The following is a 16,773-nucleotide window of genomic DNA, read 5'->3' as shown; positions in this document are numbered from 1 at the left end:
TTTGACGCCGCGCGGCGGAGCGGCGTTCGCGGCGAGGGCGCCCTGCCGCGATGCGCGTCGAAGCCGCCATTGCCCTTGCGCCGGAGACGAAAAGCTGAATGATCCGTTCGGGTTGCGACGACGACCGGCCGGGCCGCCCCCGGATTTGGCGCGCTGCGTTGTTGAGGATGATTTGCATATGCCGACGTTGACGGTGCAAGCGGCGGGTCTGCAGGGAGCGCCGGTATGGGCATGGCTGCAGGTCGTATCCAACGGACTGATCGCCAGCGCCTTCTTCACCATCGCCTTCGTCGTCGGCACGTTCCTGCGGCGGCGCTGGCGCGACGTCATGTTCCGCGGAATCGTCGGGGCGCTTGCGACCTTCGTGGCCGTCGTCGGGGTCACCCGCCTGCTTGCGATCGTCGATCTCTGGGTACCGACCTCGACCATCACGGACGTCATCAACGTCTTTCTCGGCGTCACCTCGATCGGAATCATCGTCATCATGATCAAGATGCTGCCGCAGCTTCTGGTGCTGCCGACGCGCATCACCTTGCAGAAGGCCTATGCGCAGCTCGAGGAGGAGATCCGGCAGCGCCGCGCCGCGGAAGCGATGGTGCGGCGATTCCAGGAAATCGAGGCCAACGAGGCCCAGGTCCGTCAGGCGCAGAAGATGGAGGCGATCGGCCAGCTCACCGGCGGCGTCGCGCACGACTTCAACAACATCCTGACCGTCATCACCGGGACGATCGAGATCCTTGCCGATGCGGTCAAGGACAAGCCCCAGCTCGCAGGCATCGCCGGCATGATCAGCGCCGCCGCCGAGCGCGGCGCCGATCTGACCCGGCACCTGCTCGCCTTCTCGCGCCGCCAGCCGCTGCAGCCGCGCGCCACCGATATCAATGCGCTCATCGTCGAGGCCGGCCGTCTGCTGCGGCCGACGCTCGGCGAGCAGATCGAGATCGAATCGATGCTGGCCCATGACAGCGCGCCGGCGCTGATCGATCCGAGCCAATTGTCGACCGCGATCCTCAACCTCGCGCTCAATGCGCGCGACGCGATGCCGGACGGCGGCAAGCTGACCCTGGAGACCAAGAACGTCACGCTCGACGAGCACTACGCGCAACTGAACCGCGACGCCAAGCCCGGAAGCTACGTCATGATCGCGGTCAGCGACACCGGCCAGGGCATTCCGGCTCCACTGCTCGACAAGGTGTTCGAGCCGTTCTTCACCACCAAGGACGTCGGCAAGGGATCGGGCCTCGGGCTGAGCATGGTCTACGGCTTCGTCAAGCAATCGAACGGCCACGTCAAGATCTACAGCGAGGAAGGCCACGGCACGACGGTCAAGCTCTATCTGCCGCGCGCCGCCGGACTGCCGGAGACGCCGGCCGCAGAGCCCGGCCGGCCGGCGGTCGCGCGCGGCGACGAGACCATCCTGATCGTCGAGGACGATGCGCTGGTGCGCGACTACGTCGTGGCTCAGGTGCGCCGTCTCGGCTATCGCACGCTGTCGGCCAGCAATGCCGCCGATGGGCTGACAATCATCGACAGCCAGGAACGCATCGACCTGCTGTTCACCGACGTCATCATTCCCGGCGGCATGAACGGCCGGCAGCTCGCCATCGAGGCCGAGAAGCGCCGCCCCGGACTGAAGGTGCTCTACACATCTGGCTACACCGAGAACGCGATCGTGCATCATGGCCGGCTCGATGCCGACGTGCTGCTGCTGGCAAAGCCGTATGTCAGCGCCGATCTCGCGCGCATGATCAGGACGGCGCTGGAAGCGTAAGGCGAACCGCGATGGTGGCGCCGGTCGATGTCTCGTTTGCCAGAGCTCGCGCGTCACGACCGGTGTCGTCCCGGCCTTGCGCCGGGACCCATGGCCACCGGCCATGGTGGCGAAGCGAAATCGATCCACCAGCGTGCCTCACACATATTCCTGGGGTTATGGGTCCCGGCGCAAGGCCGGGACGACGGCTGAGGTTGCGGTTGGCGCCTTCCATCACACTGTGCCCGAGACATCCCATAAGACACGACGCCGCCTTCCCGCCGCCCATGAGGCCCAGGTGATGCGGCAATCATGCCCCTTCTGAACAACGAGAGGGCGCGAGGAAGGCCGGACCTCGGCTGAGGCCCGTGGCCCGCCTGCTCAAAAGAATGCAGGCGGCAGGTACCACAGGTACAGCCGGACAGACCCGGCCTTCCCCGCGCGACGGTGTTAACGGTGTCCTTCGTGCTCTCCCTGGGGATCGGCTTTCTTGCCCCCATCGCCCGCGCGTGCCGTCAAGCAACGACCACGGACTTGACCTCAGCGTCGAGAGGCCAGGACCACACGACTTCGCCGTCCGTGCCGCCTGCGCTCGTCTGCCACAGCCGTCACGTCCATCGCAGCCCACCTCCACGTTCGTGACGACGCGTACGTCCCTCTGCTCGAGGCGGGATGGGCAAGACCATCGGTCTGATTTGCCCGACGACGCAAGCCGGCGCGGCTGCGGCAAACTAACTCGACGGGCATTTCGCGCATACGAAGCATGCGGAGATTGCCCGTCGGGCACATCTGGCCGGTGCTCCATCCAGACGTGATGCCGTGAAGGTCGGCTGACGATCAGCGGACGGACGGAGCAGCGGCGGCTTCACCCCGCGCCGCCAGCGGCAATGACGCCTGCCTCAGACTTTCCGACGGCGTCTCACCATAGATCTTTCGATACTCCCTGGCGAAATGCCCCGGATTGCTGAAGCCACATCGCAGGGCGATCGACGTCACCGTGTCACCCGCTTTCGCATCGTACAGCATGCGGTGCGCATGTTGGATTCGCGTCAGCTTGATCTTCTCGGCCAAGGACACGCCACTCTTCGCGAAGTACTGATAGACCGTGCGGGGGCTGACGCCGTAGCGAACCGCGAGTTGCTGGATCGATATCTTCTGATCCCAGTTCGTCTCAATGTGTTCCAGGATCCTGCGAATGGACTCCGGCACCTGGCTATCGCGATCGAGATGATCCGCGGTGACGTCGATCGTCGCGCCGACGAGATGGGTTCGTCCATCGGACGGACTGTAGACGGAGGTCGCCATGCCACGGACCCAGCGCACCGCACCGGCTTTGCCAAGCACCCGGTAGTCGCGCGTGTAGCCGGTTCGCTTCATGATCGCCCGACGGATGACCTGCTCGAGCCCGTTCCGATCCTCGGGATGCACGTGGCACAACATGTCGCGCAGCGACGATGGCGACGCCGGCGGAAAATCTCCCTTGGAATCGTCTGCATCGACGATCAGGTTGAACGTCGACAGCCCAGCGAGCTTCTCCGCGGCCGCAAGCTGTTCTTCCAGGATCCTGGTTGTCGTGATGTCCTCGACCACGGCGCAGAACCACTTCAGGCGGCCCCTGGCGTCCCTGACGGGATTGACGGTCACGCGTCCCCACACGACGCTTCCGTCCGGCCGAAGATAGCGCTTGTCGAGCTGATAGGTCGCGATCTCGCCTGCAAGCAGCTTGTCGTGCTGCAGCCGATTGCGCTCCCGGTCCTCTGGATGCGTCAGATCGACAAAGGTCAGCCCACCGGTCTTGAGCTGCTCCAGCGTGTATCCGACGATCCGGCAGCATTCGGCGTTCGCAAACCGGATATGTCCCGTTGCACTGTCGATGATCGAGATGCCGATGCCGAGGCTGTCGAGAAACACCCTCGGCACCGCGATGACTTCGGCAATGTCCTTCTCTGGCATGTCGAAGCCGATACCATCCAATCCGAATGGAGCCTAGCGCCGAGGATCATGTCGATCTTGATCTAAGGCAATCCCGGCCCTGCGACACCTGAACACGCCCCGCAGATTCACGGCCATTCCTGCACAATCAGAACATCTCTGCAGATTGCTGCCTAACCGAATCTTACTGACGAGCTGTTAGATTGAATAAAGCCCCCCGGGAATTTACGGGGATCATCGAGTTCAGGAATGATCGCAGTCAGCGCCGTCTCCGGATCACAGCAACTACCGCGTGATCACGAGGATGTGCACATCGCTGGCGTGATCGTTTGCACAGGAGACCATCATGTTTGGCCGCAAGAACAACGCCGCATCCCTGGCCGCCCTGGCCGCAAACGCGATCACCGCGAAGGTGATGGTCGCTGACGACAAGCTCAACATCGTCTACATGAACGAGGCGGTACGGGCGCTGATGCGTGAGGCGGAGGCCGATCTCAAGACGCAGTTGCCGAACTTCCGCGTCGACGGCCTCATCGGCACCAACATCGACGTCTTCCACAAGGACCCGACCCACCAGCGCCGCATGCTGCAGGCCCTCGCCTCCGAGCACCGGGCCACCATCAAGATCGGCAAGTGGACGTTCGATCTGATCGCGCAGCCCTTGAAGCACCCGGACGGAAGCCGCGCCGGAACGGTCGTCGAGTGGTCCGACGCCAGCGTGCGGCTGCAGAACCTCGACTACAGCGCTCAGGTCGCGGCCATCGGCCGATCACAGGCCGTGATCGAATTCAACCTGGACGGCACCATCGTCACCGCCAACGACAATTTTCTGAATGCGCTGGGCTACAGCCTTCCGGAGATCCAGGGCAAACATCACAGCATGTTCGTTTCGCCGGAGGAGCGCAACAGTGCCGCCTATCGCGAGTTCTGGGCCGCCCTGAACCGCGGCGAATATCAGGCCGCGGAATACAAGCGAATCGGAAAGGGCGGCAAGGAGGTATGGATTCAGGCGTCCTATAATCCGGTGTTCGATCAGAACGGAAAGCCCTTCAAGGTCGTCAAGTTCGCCACCGACGTGACCGCTCAGAAGCTTCGGAATGCCGATCTCGCCGGACAGATCGCCGCCATCAGCAAATCGCAGGCCGTGATCGAGTTCGAACTGGACGGCACCATCATCGACGCCAACAACAATTTCCTGCAGGCGCTCGGCTATACGCTGTCCGAGATCAAGGGCCGCCATCATTCGATGTTCGTCGATCCGTCAGAGCGCGACGGTGCGGCCTACCGCAACTTCTGGGCCGCCCTGAACCGCGGCGAATATCAGACCGCGGAATACAAGCGGATCGGAAAGGGCGGTCGCGAGGTCTGGATTCAGGCCTCCTACAATCCAATCCTCGACCTCAACGGCAAGCCGTTCAAGGTCGTGAAATACGCCACCGACGTCACCAAGCAAGTGCTGGTGCGGATGGGCAATGAGCGAGTCCGCGGCATGATGGAGTCCGTCGCCGCGGGTGCCGAGGAATTGAACGCCTCGGTGCGCGAGATTTCCGAGGCCATGACGAAGTCCCGCGAGACCGCGATGGGGGCGGCTGACCGGGTCGCCTCCGCCGATTCGCAGGCCAAGCGCCTGAGCGAGGCGACGCAGGCGATGAGCGGCATCGTCGAGCTGATCGGCAACATCACCGGGCAGATCAACCTGCTGGCACTCAATGCCACGATCGAATCGGCGCGCGCCGGCGATGCCGGCCGCGGCTTTGCCGTGGTCGCGTCGGAGGTCAAGAATCTCGCCACGCAGGCCAAGGCCGCCACCGACAAGATCGGCGCGGAGATCGCCGGACTGAACGGGATCTCCAGCGAGGTCGTGAATGCGCTGAACGCGATCAAGGTCGAGATCCAGAACGTCAGCGAATACGTCACCTCGACCGCCGCCGCCGTCGAGGAGCAGAGCACGGTCACCGGCGAGATGTCGTCCAGCATGCAGCGCGCAGCCGCAGAGGCGCAGGCGATCGCAGCAGGCAGGGCGTAGAGGCCGCCTGAGCACGGCGCCCCCCCCCGCAAGGGCCGCGGCGAGGATCAATCCTGCGTCGCGTCCCAGGTCACCGGCAGATTGAGCAGGCCGCGAAAGGCCCAGCCGCCGATGCGCACCGGCTCGGTGTCACGCAGGCGCAGGTTCTTGAGCCGCGCGAACAGCGTCGGCAGCGCGACGTCGGCGATCATCGCGCGCGAGGCCCAGGCGCCCGCACAGAAATGCGGGCCTGCGCCGAAGGCGATGCTCTTGGAGACGTCGCGGCGGACGTCGAAGCGATCGGCGTCGGTGAAATGCGCCTCGTCGCGATTGGCCGAGCCGAACATCAGGAACACGCGCTCCTCCGGTTCGAAGGCGACGTCGCGAATCGTCCAGGGCTTGGCGATGCGCCGGGGCGACATGCCGATCGGCGAGATCCAGCGGGCATATTCCTCGAACACCTGGAGCCAGCGCACCTCGCCATGGATGGCCAGCGCGAGCTGCTCGGGATGCGTCAGCAGCGCCCACACCGTGCCGGCGATCGCATCGCGCGGTTCGTTCTGGCCGCCCGAGATGGCGAGCTTGATGTTGGCGCGGATGCTCTCCATTGGCATTTGCGTGGCGAGCATCACGCCAAGCAGGCTCTGGTTCGGGGTCTTCTCCAGCACCGGCAGCATGTCGTCGATGGCAGCGTCGATGCCTGATGTCGCGGCGTTGCAACGCGCCTCGACCGCGGGATCCCCGGTGTAGTTGGCGATGCCGTCGATCATGGCCTGCGACCACGCATTCATGTCCTGGAAGCGCATGTTGGTGAGGCCGGTGATCAGCTTCAGGCACTCGGCCGAGAACGGCAGCGCGAAATCGCCGACGAGATCGACATCCCTCGCCGGGTCGAGCGCATCGAGCAGCCGGTCGGCGTGGGCCTGGAACTGCGCCAGCCAGTGCACGCGCACGGCGCGCGGCGACACCGCCGGCGCGATCGCCTGGCGCTCCGCCATGTGCGCCGCGCCGTCCTTGCGCATCATGTTGTCGCCCATCAGCCGGTTCATCAGGCCCTGCGGCTGATGTGAGCTGAAGACGTCGATCTGCTTCTCGGAGACGAAGATGTCGTCGCGACGGCACAACAGCGTGCTGCCGAGCTGCGGCACAAAGGCGATCGGCGTCTCCTGGCGCATGCGCGCCAGCGCCGGATAGGGATCGGTCCAGAACGCGGCGGTATCGATGTCGAAATACGGTGCTGTGCTCACTCTCGGTCTCCGGTTCTGACGGCGCAGGCTAGCCGCACGCTCCGGCAACGTCTGTCCCGGCGATGGGTGACAGCGGGCGAGCCCCTCGCTCAGTTCAGCGGCCGCGGTGTCGTCATCAGGCGGAGGGCGATCGCGAACAGCTCGTTCTGCGAGGCGATGCCGAGCTTCTCATAGGCGCGCTTGCGATAGGTGAAGACGGAGTTGAGGGCGATGCCGAGAGCCCCGGCGATCGCCTCGGAGGTGAAGCCTTCGAGGATGCGACGGCAGACGTCCTTCTCCCGCGCGGTGAGGACCGACAGCGGTCCGCCGGCGGCGAACAACGAAGCAAATCTGTCGGCCGGATCCATCGCGGCAGCGCGATCCTGGCAATGACGCGCGACGATGGCCCCCACGATCGGGGCGACCGCGGCGATGCGCTGGCGCTCGTGGGGCGCAAAACCGCCTTGGGCAGCAGTGCGATAGAAGTTCACGTAGGTGCAGTGCTCGCCGACCCAGATCGCGGTGGCGGCCTTGTCGACGATCTCGGAGTCCTCGAAGAACAGCTTCCGGTAGCCCTTCGGGTACATGCGGCGCGCGAAGTTCGGCAGCAGGATGTGGCGCGCCTCCGCGCGCTCGCGAAAGATCGTATCCCGGTTCGGATCGGCGATGTGGAAGTGCTCCGAATAGGCCGCGCCGAGGTCGGGCCCGATCGCGATGTTCCCCGTGCTGAGCAGGCAGCGCGCCGAGCGCTGGTCCTCGAAGGCGAACACCATGCAGTGGCCGACATCGGCAACGATGCGCAACGTCTCGATCAGGACTTGCGGAAATGCGGGCTGTCCGATCGCGAGCACCATCGCGCCGACGGCACCGGCCGCCTCGATGCCAGGCTCCTGAGCCTCCATGCGTTCCTCCCGGATCTCTTTGTTCGCCGAAACCTAGCAGCAACCCGCCCTGGCTGGAAGCGCCGCCCCGCGTCACCAACCACGGGGACAGACACGAGGCCGCCGGTCCGGCTACGCTCATCGGCCAAAGTCTCGGCCAGTCAACGCGCCGAGCACGCTCAACGGGGAGGATATGCGATGAGAGCCGCGCTCACGGCGATCGGAATTGCTGCAACGATGGCTTTCGGCTCGCCCGCGTGCGCCGACATCAAGGTCGGTATCGTGGTGTCCGCAACCGGGCCCGGCTCGGCGCTCGGGCAGCCGCAGATCAAGGCGGTGGCTGCGCTGCCGAAGGAGATCGACGGCGAGAAGATCGTCTACATCGCGCTCGACGACGAATCCGACAGCGTGAAGGGACTGCAGAACGCGCGCCGCCTGGTGATCCAGGACGGTGTCGACGTCATCATCGGCTCCTCGCTGACGCCGGTCACCATGCCGATGCTCGACGTCGCGCTCGAAAGCAGGACGCCGCTGCTGTCGCTGGCGGCCTCGACCGCGATCGTGCAGCCGATGGACGACAAGCGCAAATGGGCATTCAAGGTCGTGCCCAATGACGACATCATGGCCGCGGCGATGCTCAAATACATCGCCAAGACCGGGGTGAAGACGCTCGGCTTCATCGGCGTGTCCGACGGCTATGGCGAGGGCTATTATCAGGAGGTGACGAAGCTGGCGCCGAAGCTCGGGCTCACGGTGACCACGCACGAGGTCTATGCGCGCGGCGACACCAGCGTCACCGGCCAGGCGCTCAAGGTGATCGCCACCAATCCGGATGCGGTGTTCATCGCGTCCGCCGGCACGCCGGCGGTGCTGCCGCAACAGGCGCTGCGCGAGCGCGGCTATGCGGGGAGGATTTTCCAGACCCATGGCGTCGCGACGCAGGAGTTCATCAAGCTCGGCAAGGAGAATGTCGAGGGCGCGGTGTTCGCCGGCGAAGCGTTCTCGATCGCCGACGACCTCCCCGCGGAGGATCCGTTCCGCCGCGCCAATGACGAATTCGTTTCAGCCTATCGGGCCGCCAATGGTGACAAGCCGAACATCTTCGCCGCACATCTGTGGGACACCGCCACGCTGCTCAAGCGGGCCATCCCGGGCGCATTGAAGGCGGCCAAGCCGGGCACCGCAGAGTTTCGCGCCGCGCTGCGCGACGAACTGGAGCGCGGCAAGGATGTCTATCTCAACAACGGCCTCTCCACCATGAGCCCGACCGACCACAACGGCTACGACGAACGCTCGGCGTTCCTGATCAAGGTCGAGGGCGGGCGGTTCAGGCTGGTGAAGTAGTCAAGCTCGTGATCGGAAGCATAGTCTGCCGCGCAGGCGGTGCACTCCCCTCCCCGCAAGGGGGAGGGGGGCGCACTGGTCGTGCGGCACGACACGGGCTCGAACGATAAGCGGCGACGGCCCCAACTACGCCGACAAACTCTCCGCCACCGGCGCCTTGCCCAAAATCAGGTCCGCCGCCTTGTCGCCGATCATCAGGGTCGCGGCGTTGAGGTTGGCGGAGATCATGCGCGGCATGATCGAGGCGTCGGCAACGCGCAGGCCCTCGAGACCATGGACGCGGAGCTGGTCGTCGACCGTTGCCCAGGTCGAGTCCGCTGGGCCCATCCGGCAGGAGCAGCCGGGATGGAAGGTGGTGGTGGCGCGCTGCGTCGCCGCGGCCAGGAACTCGTCGTCGCTGTTCACCTTCGGTCCCGGGAAATCCTCATAGGCGTAGTACGGCGCGAGCGGGGCCGAGGCCAGCAGCCGGCGCGCCAGCTTCATGCCGGCGACGACCACGCGGCGGTCGAGCTCGGCGGTGAGATAGTTGGTCTGGATCAGCGGCGGCGCGAACGGGTCGGCGGAGCGGATGCGGACGTAGCCGCGGCTCTCCGGGCGCTGCTGCCAGGAAGCGACCGTCATGCCGGGCTCGTCCTCGAGCTGGCCCTGCACGCCCTCCTTGTAGCTCGCCGGCGTGAAGGTGAGCTGCAGGTCGGAGCGCTCGGCGGTCTCGCCGGAATGCCAGAAGCAGTAGACCATGGTCGGCGACAGCGACAGGATGCCGCGCCGCGTCACCGCCCATTTCAGCGCCTCGCCCCATAGATTGAGGCCGCGCGCGAGCTCGTTGACGGTCTTGATGTTCTTGACACGCGCCACCGTGCGCGGCGCGTAATGGTCCTGCAGGCCCTCGCCGACGCTGTTGAGCGCATGGCGCACCTCGATGCCATGCTCCTGCAGCAGCGCGGGCGCGCCGATGCCCGAGAGCTGCAAGAGCTGCGGCGAGTTGTAGGCACCACCGGACAGGATCACCTCTTTTCGCGCGCGCACCTCGACCGGCGCCCCGCCGCGCCCGCCGCGGCTGTAACGCACGCCGACCGCGCGTTTGCCTTCCAGCACAACGCCGGTGGCATGGGCGTGGGTGCGAACCTCGACGTTCGGCCGCTTGCTGGCCGGACGCAGGAATGCGGTCGCCGACGACACGCGGCGGCCGTTCTGGATGGTCCGCTGGACGTATGAGACGCCTTCCTGAATGGCGCCGTTGTAGTCCGGGTTGCGCGGGATACCGAGCGAGACAGCGCCATCCATGAAAGCCTCGCACAGCGTGTCCTTCCATTCCATGGTGGTCACGATGAGGTTGCCGTCGCGGCCGCGATACTGGTCCTCGCCGGCGCCGATGCGCTTCTCCATGCGCTTGAAATTCGGCAGCACGTCGGAATAGCTCCAGCCGCGATTGCCCATCTGCGCCCAGGTGTCGAAATCCTGGCGCTGGCCGCGATTGTAGACATGGCCGTTGATCGAAGAGGAGCCGCCGAGCGTCTTGCCGCGCGGCGCATAGATGCTGCGCCCCGCCGTGTACGGCCCCGGCTCCTGCTGATAGCCCCAGTTGATGCTCTTCATGTAGAAGGTCTTGATGAAGCCGGCGGGCAGATGGATGTAGGGATGCCAGTCGCGCGGCCCCGCCTCCAGCACGCACACCGTGACCCCAGGGTCCTCGCTGAGGCGGCTCGCCAGCACGCAGCCGGCGGAGCCGGCGCCCACGATCACATAGTCGAAGGTATCCATCTGGTCGTTCGTCCCGGTCTCGTCATCGTCAGCCGCGCGAGGCGGCAAGCGGCCATAGCGCGGTCAGCGCGGCTTGTCATTCAATTGGTAGTCGAGATGCGCCTTCACGGTCGGCCATTCGGCCGCGGTGATGCTGTAGACGACGGTATCCCGCAGCGTACCGTTCGGCGCGATCTGGTGGCTGCGCAAAATGCCGTCCTGCTTGGCGCCGAGCCGCTCGATGGCGCGCCGGCTCTGGTGGTTGAAGAAATGGGTGCGGAACTCGACGGCGATACAGTCCATCGCCTCGAAGGCGTGCGCCAGCAGCAGCCGCTTGCACTGCGTGTTGAGCGCGCTGCGCTGCACCCGCTTCGCATACCAGGTCGAGCCGATCTCGACGCGGCGGTTGGCGGCATCGACGTTCATGTAGGTGGTCATGCCGGCGACACGGCCGTCGGCATCGAGCACCGTGAACGGAAGCATGCTTCCCGTGGCGAACAGGCCGAGCCGCCGCTCGATCTCCTTGGTCATGGTCTCGGGTTTCGGAACTGCGGTGTACCACAGCCTCCACAATTCGCCGTCACTGACGGCCTCGACCAGCGCGTCGTGATGGTCCGCCGACAGCGGCACAAGGCTCGCATGCGGGCCGCGAAGGGTGACTGGTTCAAGAAAGGGCATCAGCAGTGTCCGTCATTGCGAGGAGAGCGAGCGACGACGCAATCCAGAGTCGCATGTGCCGCCCTGGATGGCTTCGCTGGCGCTCGCGATGACGGAACTATCACGTAGAGCGTCACTTGTTCAGAAAATTCAGCGCCAGGCCCGGTCGCGGCCAGTCCATCGCCACCAGCTCACCCCTGCCCGACAGCGTGATGTAGGCCGTCTTCAGCTCGGGACCACCGAAGGCGATGTTCGTCGTGACGCGGTCACCGGTCGGCACCTGCTCGACCAGCGTGCCGTCGGGCGCGATCACGCTGATGCAGCCGGTCACCAGCGTGGCGACGCAGACATTGCCGTTCGCCTCGACCGCGAGCGAATCGAACATCTGGTAGCCTCCGAGCCCCGCGATCGGGCGGCCGCGCTCGCCGCGATAGATCACCTCGCGCGGCTTCACGGTGCCGGGCTCGGCGAGATCGTAGGCCCAGAGACGCGCGGTCGGCGTCTCCGCGATGTAGACCGTCTTCTCGTCCGGCGACAGCCCGATGCCGTTGGCCGGCAGAATGCCGTGGACGGCCTCGATGATCTCGCTCATGCCGGGCTTGAGGTAATAGAACGCGCCGACGTCCATGTCGCGGGCGCGGCGCTTGCCGAGGTCCGAGAACCACAGGCCGCCGTGACGGTCGAACACCAGATCGTTCGGCCCGCGCAGCGCGTGCTCGCCGCAGCGGCTGACGACGGTCTCGATCTTGCCGCTCTGCAGATCGACGCGCTGGATCGAGCCGCCGAGATAGTCCTCGGGTTGTGGGCCCGGCATGATCATCTTGCCGGTCGGAATCCAGGAAAAGCCGCCATTGTTGCAGATGTAGATCTTGCCGTCGGGCCCGAGGGCTGCGCCGTTCGGCCCGCCCGGAATCTGCGCCACGATCTCCTTGCGGCCGTCGGGAAACACCCGCGTCAGGCGCTTGCCGCGGATCTCGACCAGCACCACCGAGCCGTCGGGCATCACCACGGGCCCTTCCGGAAATTCCAGATCTGTGGCGAGCACGCGCATGTCGGACATCGGACGACCTCCCGCTTTCGTCGCCGCGCTGCGGCGCATGGTTGTTAGGCGTGAGTTATCGCAAAGCCGGCACGGCTTGCCAAGCAAGCGGCTGAGCGCGAGACCGCAGAGCAGCCCTGCTGAGGGAGACGCTTGCAGCGTGTCGACGCAAGTTGGTACCGCGCGCGATGTTTAGCGGATCACCGGCAGCCAGATTTCCAGGCCGCCATTGCCGGTGAGCGGGTCGAAACGCCGATCATAGCGCTCGAAGTTCGGCGCATCGGCGACCTCATAGCCCGACTGGGGCAACCAGCGATTCCAGATCGTGTGTACAGTGCGGCGGATCGACGAGACGTGGCCGGCATGGGTGAACACGGCGAACGTCGCCGCCGGAACCCGCACGCGGCTGAAGGTCCGAAGCAGGTCGGAAAAATCGGCCACCTCGACGCCGGCGATGTAGTCGAAATTGCCGGCATCGTCGCCGTTGCAGCACACGCCATAAGCCACCACGCCGCGGCGCGCCGGAACCTCGTCCACGATCTCGTTGAAGCGACGCCACAAGGCCGGGATGCCGGCGCCATTGTCGACGCTGACGCGGTCGCCGAGGCCGGCGACGAGCAGCGGCTGCGCGGTGACGAAGCGTGGGGCGGCGAGATCATCGAGCGGGGTCTGGTCCATCAGGATCGGCTCCTGCAGTGCGAGGCCATCGAGGCGCGCACGGGCGCGCACCGCTTCCGGCGTGACGCCGAACTGGTCGCGGAACGCGCGCGTGAACGCTTCGTGGGAGCCGTAGTCAGCCTCGAGCGCGAGACTGAGAATGTCGGGTGCGCCAGAGGCCAGAGCCCGTGCCGCCTCGCTGAGACGGCGCAGCCTGACATAGCGCATCACCGAGACGCCGGTCGCCGCCGCGAACGCGCGCACGATGTGGAAGCGCGACACGCCGGCGATGGCCGCGACCTCATCCAGCGTCAATGGCGCCGACAGATGGCTCTCGATGAACCAGAGCGCTTTCTGGGCCGGGTTGGTGGACACGCCTCTCTCCTATCGAAGCGCCCGATCCTGCGCGCGGAGATCCACATGCGCTTGATCGTTGTTGCGCTGCGGGCCGTGCTATTTGCCGGCCGGCTTCGCCGGCGCCGCGTCCTTGGCGGCCGGCGCATCGGCCTTCTTCCTCAGCTCGTCCGCAAGTTTCGCCTGCGACGCCTTGAGTTCGTCGATCAGGCCCTGCTGCGAGATCAGCGCAGCCTTCAGCGCCTGGATCTGCCGATTCGCCGCATCGAGCTTCTGCTGCTGATCGAGCGATTGCTTGGTCATCGTCTTCTGCAGGAAATCGATATTGCTCTGCAGACATGATGTCCGTCGATCCATCGCCTTTTCTGCAGTGCAGATTTCGATGCCCGGAATATCCTGCGCATGTCCGGCAGAACTCACACCTGTCGCGAGCGCGCTCGCGGCAAAGATGATTCGCGCGGCAATGAATTTTCGCATCACAATTTTCTCATTGGCTTGCCCAACACATGATTTTGCGTGGAACTGACGGAGTTTCCTGATTGATACCATACTGAGACCTCAATCGCGCATTGAAGTTCCGGCTGGGACCCGTTTTTAGGGAGATGGACAGAATGGCTACGCGCGAAAAACGGCTGGCGCAATTCGACGGCAGCGGTGAGCCGCCGCCCGGACAGACGGTCGAGGTGCTGTGCGAGGATCACAGCGGCACCTATCAACTGCCGTTCCCCTGCTTCTACATTGATGGCAAATGGCACAACAAGGAATCCGGCGGCGCGCTCGAAGCCACCGTCATCGGCTGGCGGTTCCCGCGCGCGCGATTTGACGAGCGCAATGGACGCCGTCCGCAGCCGAGCTTCGTTGCCGATCGCGCTTCGTCTTATTGATCATGCCGGGCCCTGAGTTCTGCTCAGGGCCGGTCTTGCCGAAAATATGGTTTTGAACGCAGATTGAGCATCACGACCGGATAGGCCATCAGCAGCGAGCCGGCGACGATCGCGAGGGCAGCCGTTCCAACGTCGAGCACACCGTCACCCCACGCTCGCCGCCACATCGCAATTGCAATCGGAAAGAACAGAATCAGCGCCGTCGCCAGCCCCGGCGAGAATCTGCCTCCGCTGCGCAGGAACGGCAGGATGTGGAAGAAGACGGCGTTGATGATCATCAGCGCCGCGTAGGTGAGCGCGGCCGGCGGCCACGTCTCGGCAAGCTCTGCCTGCACCGCGCCGAGCACGACCACCAGCGCGTTCGTCACGTAGAAGTCGCTCCACTCGACCGGCAGCTTCATCACCGTCCGCGCCCAATTGCGCCAATCGAACGTGTATTCCTCGAGAATATGCGCGCCGTAGGCCGCGAGCGCGAGCCAAGCCAATGTGGTCAATGTCATGATCGATGCTCCCCTCGCGGGTGATGGACCGGCGCCAGACCGGTCGCAAGGGGCAATGTAGAGCACCCAGGCGCGAAAAAGGCAGCGCGCGTGCCGTGTTTCAAAATGCGACGGCGCTTCCTTGCAGTCTTAATCCTCGGAACGCTGCTGGAACGAATCGCGTCCGAATCGGATGCCGCATCTGGTGCGCGATCTGTTCACGCTAGATGTCGGACACATCGGAGACGACCCACCACATCGTGAGGGGAAGCCTGCGGCCGCTTGCCGCAACCGGATGCCAAAGACTAACGGAGAAGCAGATCTGGCGCTCAGGTCCAGGGCGTGACCGGCGGCACGTTGTCGGTCGCCGGCGGCATCTCGACCGTCTTGAAGTCGGCCGGGCTGACGATCTCCATATATTCCATGTCAGGGGAATAATCGTAGAGGTAGTGCACGATGCCGGGACGCTGGTGCACGACGTCGCCGGCCTTCACCAGGGTCGGCTTGTCCTCGTACATGAAGCGGGCCCAGCCCTTCATCATGATGACGATCTGGAAATCGCAATCATGGCGATGCCAACCTGTGCCATCCACCGGCGGACGATCCGGATTGGCCTTGACGAGGTGGCAGATCACCTGGCCGCCGGTGGCGTCGGCGATGCCGAGATCGCGGTACAGGAAGAAGTCGCGCAACCCACCGCCCTTGTAGTCGGTGTCCTCGGGCTTCACGTGCGAGAACTTGGTCACCACTGCATGCTGGTTCATGACGGCCTCCACCGGTTGATCGCGACGTCGGCGACCGTTGCGGCCCATCGATCGGCCACAGCGGCCACCACGTCCGAAAGCGGATTGTGCCATGCGAAAGCCACGCCACGCTCTGTCTGCAACGCAGAGATCGGTAGGCCAGGGCGGCATCGCGAGCCGAACTGATTGCCAACAACCGGGTTTTGGCCGACGCCACACGGCAATGGTGACGTGCTGACAGCTCGCGCCACGCGCCGAGAAGACGCAAATCCGGCTTCAAATTGAGCAGCCGCTGCCCGCGGCGTGAGCCGTTCTCGCTGGAGCCGCGGCTGCAAAGGGCCGCGGGCACGCGCCGCTGACGGCAGAACACCTAGTACTCGACCTCCAGCTCCTCGATCTCCTCGGGCTCGGCCTTGGCGGCCTCGATCCATTGCTGCATCTCCGGCATCGCCATGATCAGGTCGGCATAGGCCCTGAGCCGCGGCTCGAGCTTCACGTCATAAGTCACGAAGCGCGTCACCACCGGCGCATACATCGCATCCGCCATGCCACGCTGGCCGAACAGAAATGGGCCGCCGGATATGTCCAGGCAGTCGCGCCAGATCGCCCAGATGCGATCGATGTCGGCCTGCGCCCGCGTCCAGACCTTGAAGCCCGGAAAGTGGCCCTTGAGATTGACCGGCAGCGACGCCCGCAGGGTCGTGAAGCCAGAATGGATCTCGCCCGAAATCGAGCGGCAATGCGCGCGCTGGATGCGGTCGGCTGGCAGCAGGCCCGCCTCCGGAAAGGTCTCGTTGAGGTACTCGCCGATCGCCAGCGTATCCCAGATCGTCGCACCATCGTGGCGCAGGCACGGCACCAGGATCGAGGACGACAGCAGCAGGATCTCGGCGCGAGCCGATGCGTCGTCCGGACCGACGATCACCTCGTCAAAATCCAGTCCGGCAAACCTGGCGAGCAGCCAGCCGCGCAGCGACCACGACGAGTAATTCTTGCTGCTGATGGTCAACGTCGCTTTGGCCATGTCGCCCTACCCTCTTGCCGCATTGTCGTTTGTCGTTCGCCCATCGTGCCGCTCGTGC

General features: G+C 65.1%; 15 protein-coding genes. 4 read left to right on the top strand and 11 right to left on the bottom strand.

Annotated elements, in window-relative coordinates; all coding sequences use genetic code 11:
- Positions 1–178: 178 nt before the first annotated feature.
- Entirely contained in the window at positions 179–1,771 is a 1,593-nt protein-coding gene (locus QX048_RS10300; RefSeq protein ID WP_315717857.1) for an ATP-binding protein, read from the top strand.
- Positions 1,772–2,587: 816 nt separating this feature from the next.
- On the opposite strand, the gene QX048_RS10295 is transcribed toward QX048_RS10300, so the two are convergent.
- Positions 2,588–3,703, bottom strand: coding sequence for a PAS domain S-box protein (locus tag QX048_RS10295; RefSeq protein WP_315828290.1), 1,116 nt, complete (start codon positions 3,701–3,703; stop codon positions 2,588–2,590).
- 325 nt (positions 3,704–4,028) lie between these two features.
- Between QX048_RS10295 and QX048_RS10290 the strand changes: the two genes are divergently transcribed.
- Positions 4,029–5,708, top strand: coding sequence for a PAS domain-containing methyl-accepting chemotaxis protein (locus tag QX048_RS10290; protein ID WP_315718062.1), 1,680 nt, complete (start codon positions 4,029–4,031; stop codon positions 5,706–5,708).
- Positions 5,709–5,755: 47 nt separating this feature from the next.
- Here QX048_RS10290 and QX048_RS10285 read toward each other — a convergent pair whose 3' ends face one another.
- Together QX048_RS10285 and QX048_RS10280 are read right to left on the bottom strand one after the other, a co-directional pair.
- Positions 5,756–6,934, bottom strand: a complete 1,179-nt coding sequence (locus tag QX048_RS10285; RefSeq protein ID WP_315828291.1) for a cytochrome P450 — start codon at positions 6,932–6,934, stop codon at positions 5,756–5,758.
- Positions 6,935–7,023: 89 nt separating this feature from the next.
- Complete coding sequence (locus QX048_RS10280) at positions 7,024–7,815, bottom strand: helix-turn-helix transcriptional regulator (protein ID WP_315718060.1); 792 nt, start codon at positions 7,813–7,815, stop codon at positions 7,024–7,026.
- A gap of 177 nt (positions 7,816–7,992) precedes the next feature.
- On the opposite strand from QX048_RS10280, the gene QX048_RS10275 reads away from it, so the two are divergent.
- The gene (locus QX048_RS10275; RefSeq protein WP_315828292.1) at positions 7,993–9,138 is read left to right on the top strand and encodes an ABC transporter substrate-binding protein; all 1,146 of its coding nucleotides are present in this window, start codon (positions 7,993–7,995) and stop codon (positions 9,136–9,138) included.
- Between the two features lie 126 nt (positions 9,139–9,264).
- On the opposite strand, the gene QX048_RS10270 is transcribed toward QX048_RS10275, so the two are convergent.
- From QX048_RS10270 to QX048_RS10250, 5 genes are all read right to left on the bottom strand, one after another.
- Positions 9,265–10,899, bottom strand: coding sequence for a GMC family oxidoreductase (locus tag QX048_RS10270; protein WP_315750229.1), 1,635 nt, complete (start codon positions 10,897–10,899; stop codon positions 9,265–9,267).
- Positions 10,900–10,962: 63 nt separating this feature from the next.
- A complete protein-coding gene (locus QX048_RS10265) occupies positions 10,963–11,556 on the bottom strand; it encodes a GNAT family protein (RefSeq protein ID WP_315718057.1) in 594 nt (197 codons plus the stop codon).
- 112 nt (positions 11,557–11,668) lie between these two features.
- Positions 11,669–12,595, bottom strand: a complete 927-nt coding sequence (locus QX048_RS10260; protein WP_315828293.1) for an SMP-30/gluconolactonase/LRE family protein — start codon at positions 12,593–12,595, stop codon at positions 11,669–11,671.
- 171 nt (positions 12,596–12,766) lie between these two features.
- Positions 12,767–13,606 carry an AraC family transcriptional regulator gene (locus QX048_RS10255; protein ID WP_315828294.1) on the bottom strand — a complete coding sequence of 280 codons (840 nt, stop codon included), beginning with the start codon at positions 13,604–13,606 and terminating at the stop codon, positions 12,767–12,769.
- Between the two features lie 78 nt (positions 13,607–13,684).
- Positions 13,685–14,062: a hypothetical protein gene (locus QX048_RS10250; RefSeq protein ID WP_315718055.1), complete on the bottom strand. Its 378-nt coding sequence runs from the start codon at positions 14,060–14,062 to the stop codon at positions 13,685–13,687.
- Positions 14,063–14,196: 134 nt separating this feature from the next.
- On the opposite strand from QX048_RS10250, the gene QX048_RS10245 reads away from it, so the two are divergent.
- Complete coding sequence (locus QX048_RS10245; RefSeq protein WP_315718054.1) at positions 14,197–14,469, top strand: hypothetical protein; 273 nt, start codon at positions 14,197–14,199, stop codon at positions 14,467–14,469.
- 23 nt (positions 14,470–14,492) lie between these two features.
- On the opposite strand, the gene QX048_RS10240 is transcribed toward QX048_RS10245, so the two are convergent.
- The 3 genes from QX048_RS10240 to QX048_RS10230 form a co-directional block, all read right to left on the bottom strand.
- A complete protein-coding gene (locus tag QX048_RS10240; RefSeq protein WP_315718053.1) occupies positions 14,493–14,969 on the bottom strand; it encodes an HXXEE domain-containing protein in 477 nt (158 codons plus the stop codon).
- A gap of 308 nt (positions 14,970–15,277) precedes the next feature.
- A complete protein-coding gene (locus QX048_RS10235) occupies positions 15,278–15,712 on the bottom strand; it encodes a cupin domain-containing protein (RefSeq protein WP_315828295.1) in 435 nt (144 codons plus the stop codon).
- 349 nt (positions 15,713–16,061) lie between these two features.
- A complete protein-coding gene (locus tag QX048_RS10230) occupies positions 16,062–16,715 on the bottom strand; it encodes a glutathione S-transferase family protein (RefSeq protein WP_315718051.1) in 654 nt (217 codons plus the stop codon).
- Positions 16,716–16,773 lie beyond the last annotated feature (58 nt).

Origin of the sequence: Bradyrhizobium sp. SZCCHNS30572 (assembly GCF_032484415.1) — a bacterium.
Classification (GTDB): domain Bacteria; phylum Pseudomonadota; class Alphaproteobacteria; order Rhizobiales; family Xanthobacteraceae; genus Bradyrhizobium.
Note: the sequence above shows the minus strand (reverse complement) of the source record. Positions and strands in the feature narration are given on the sequence as shown.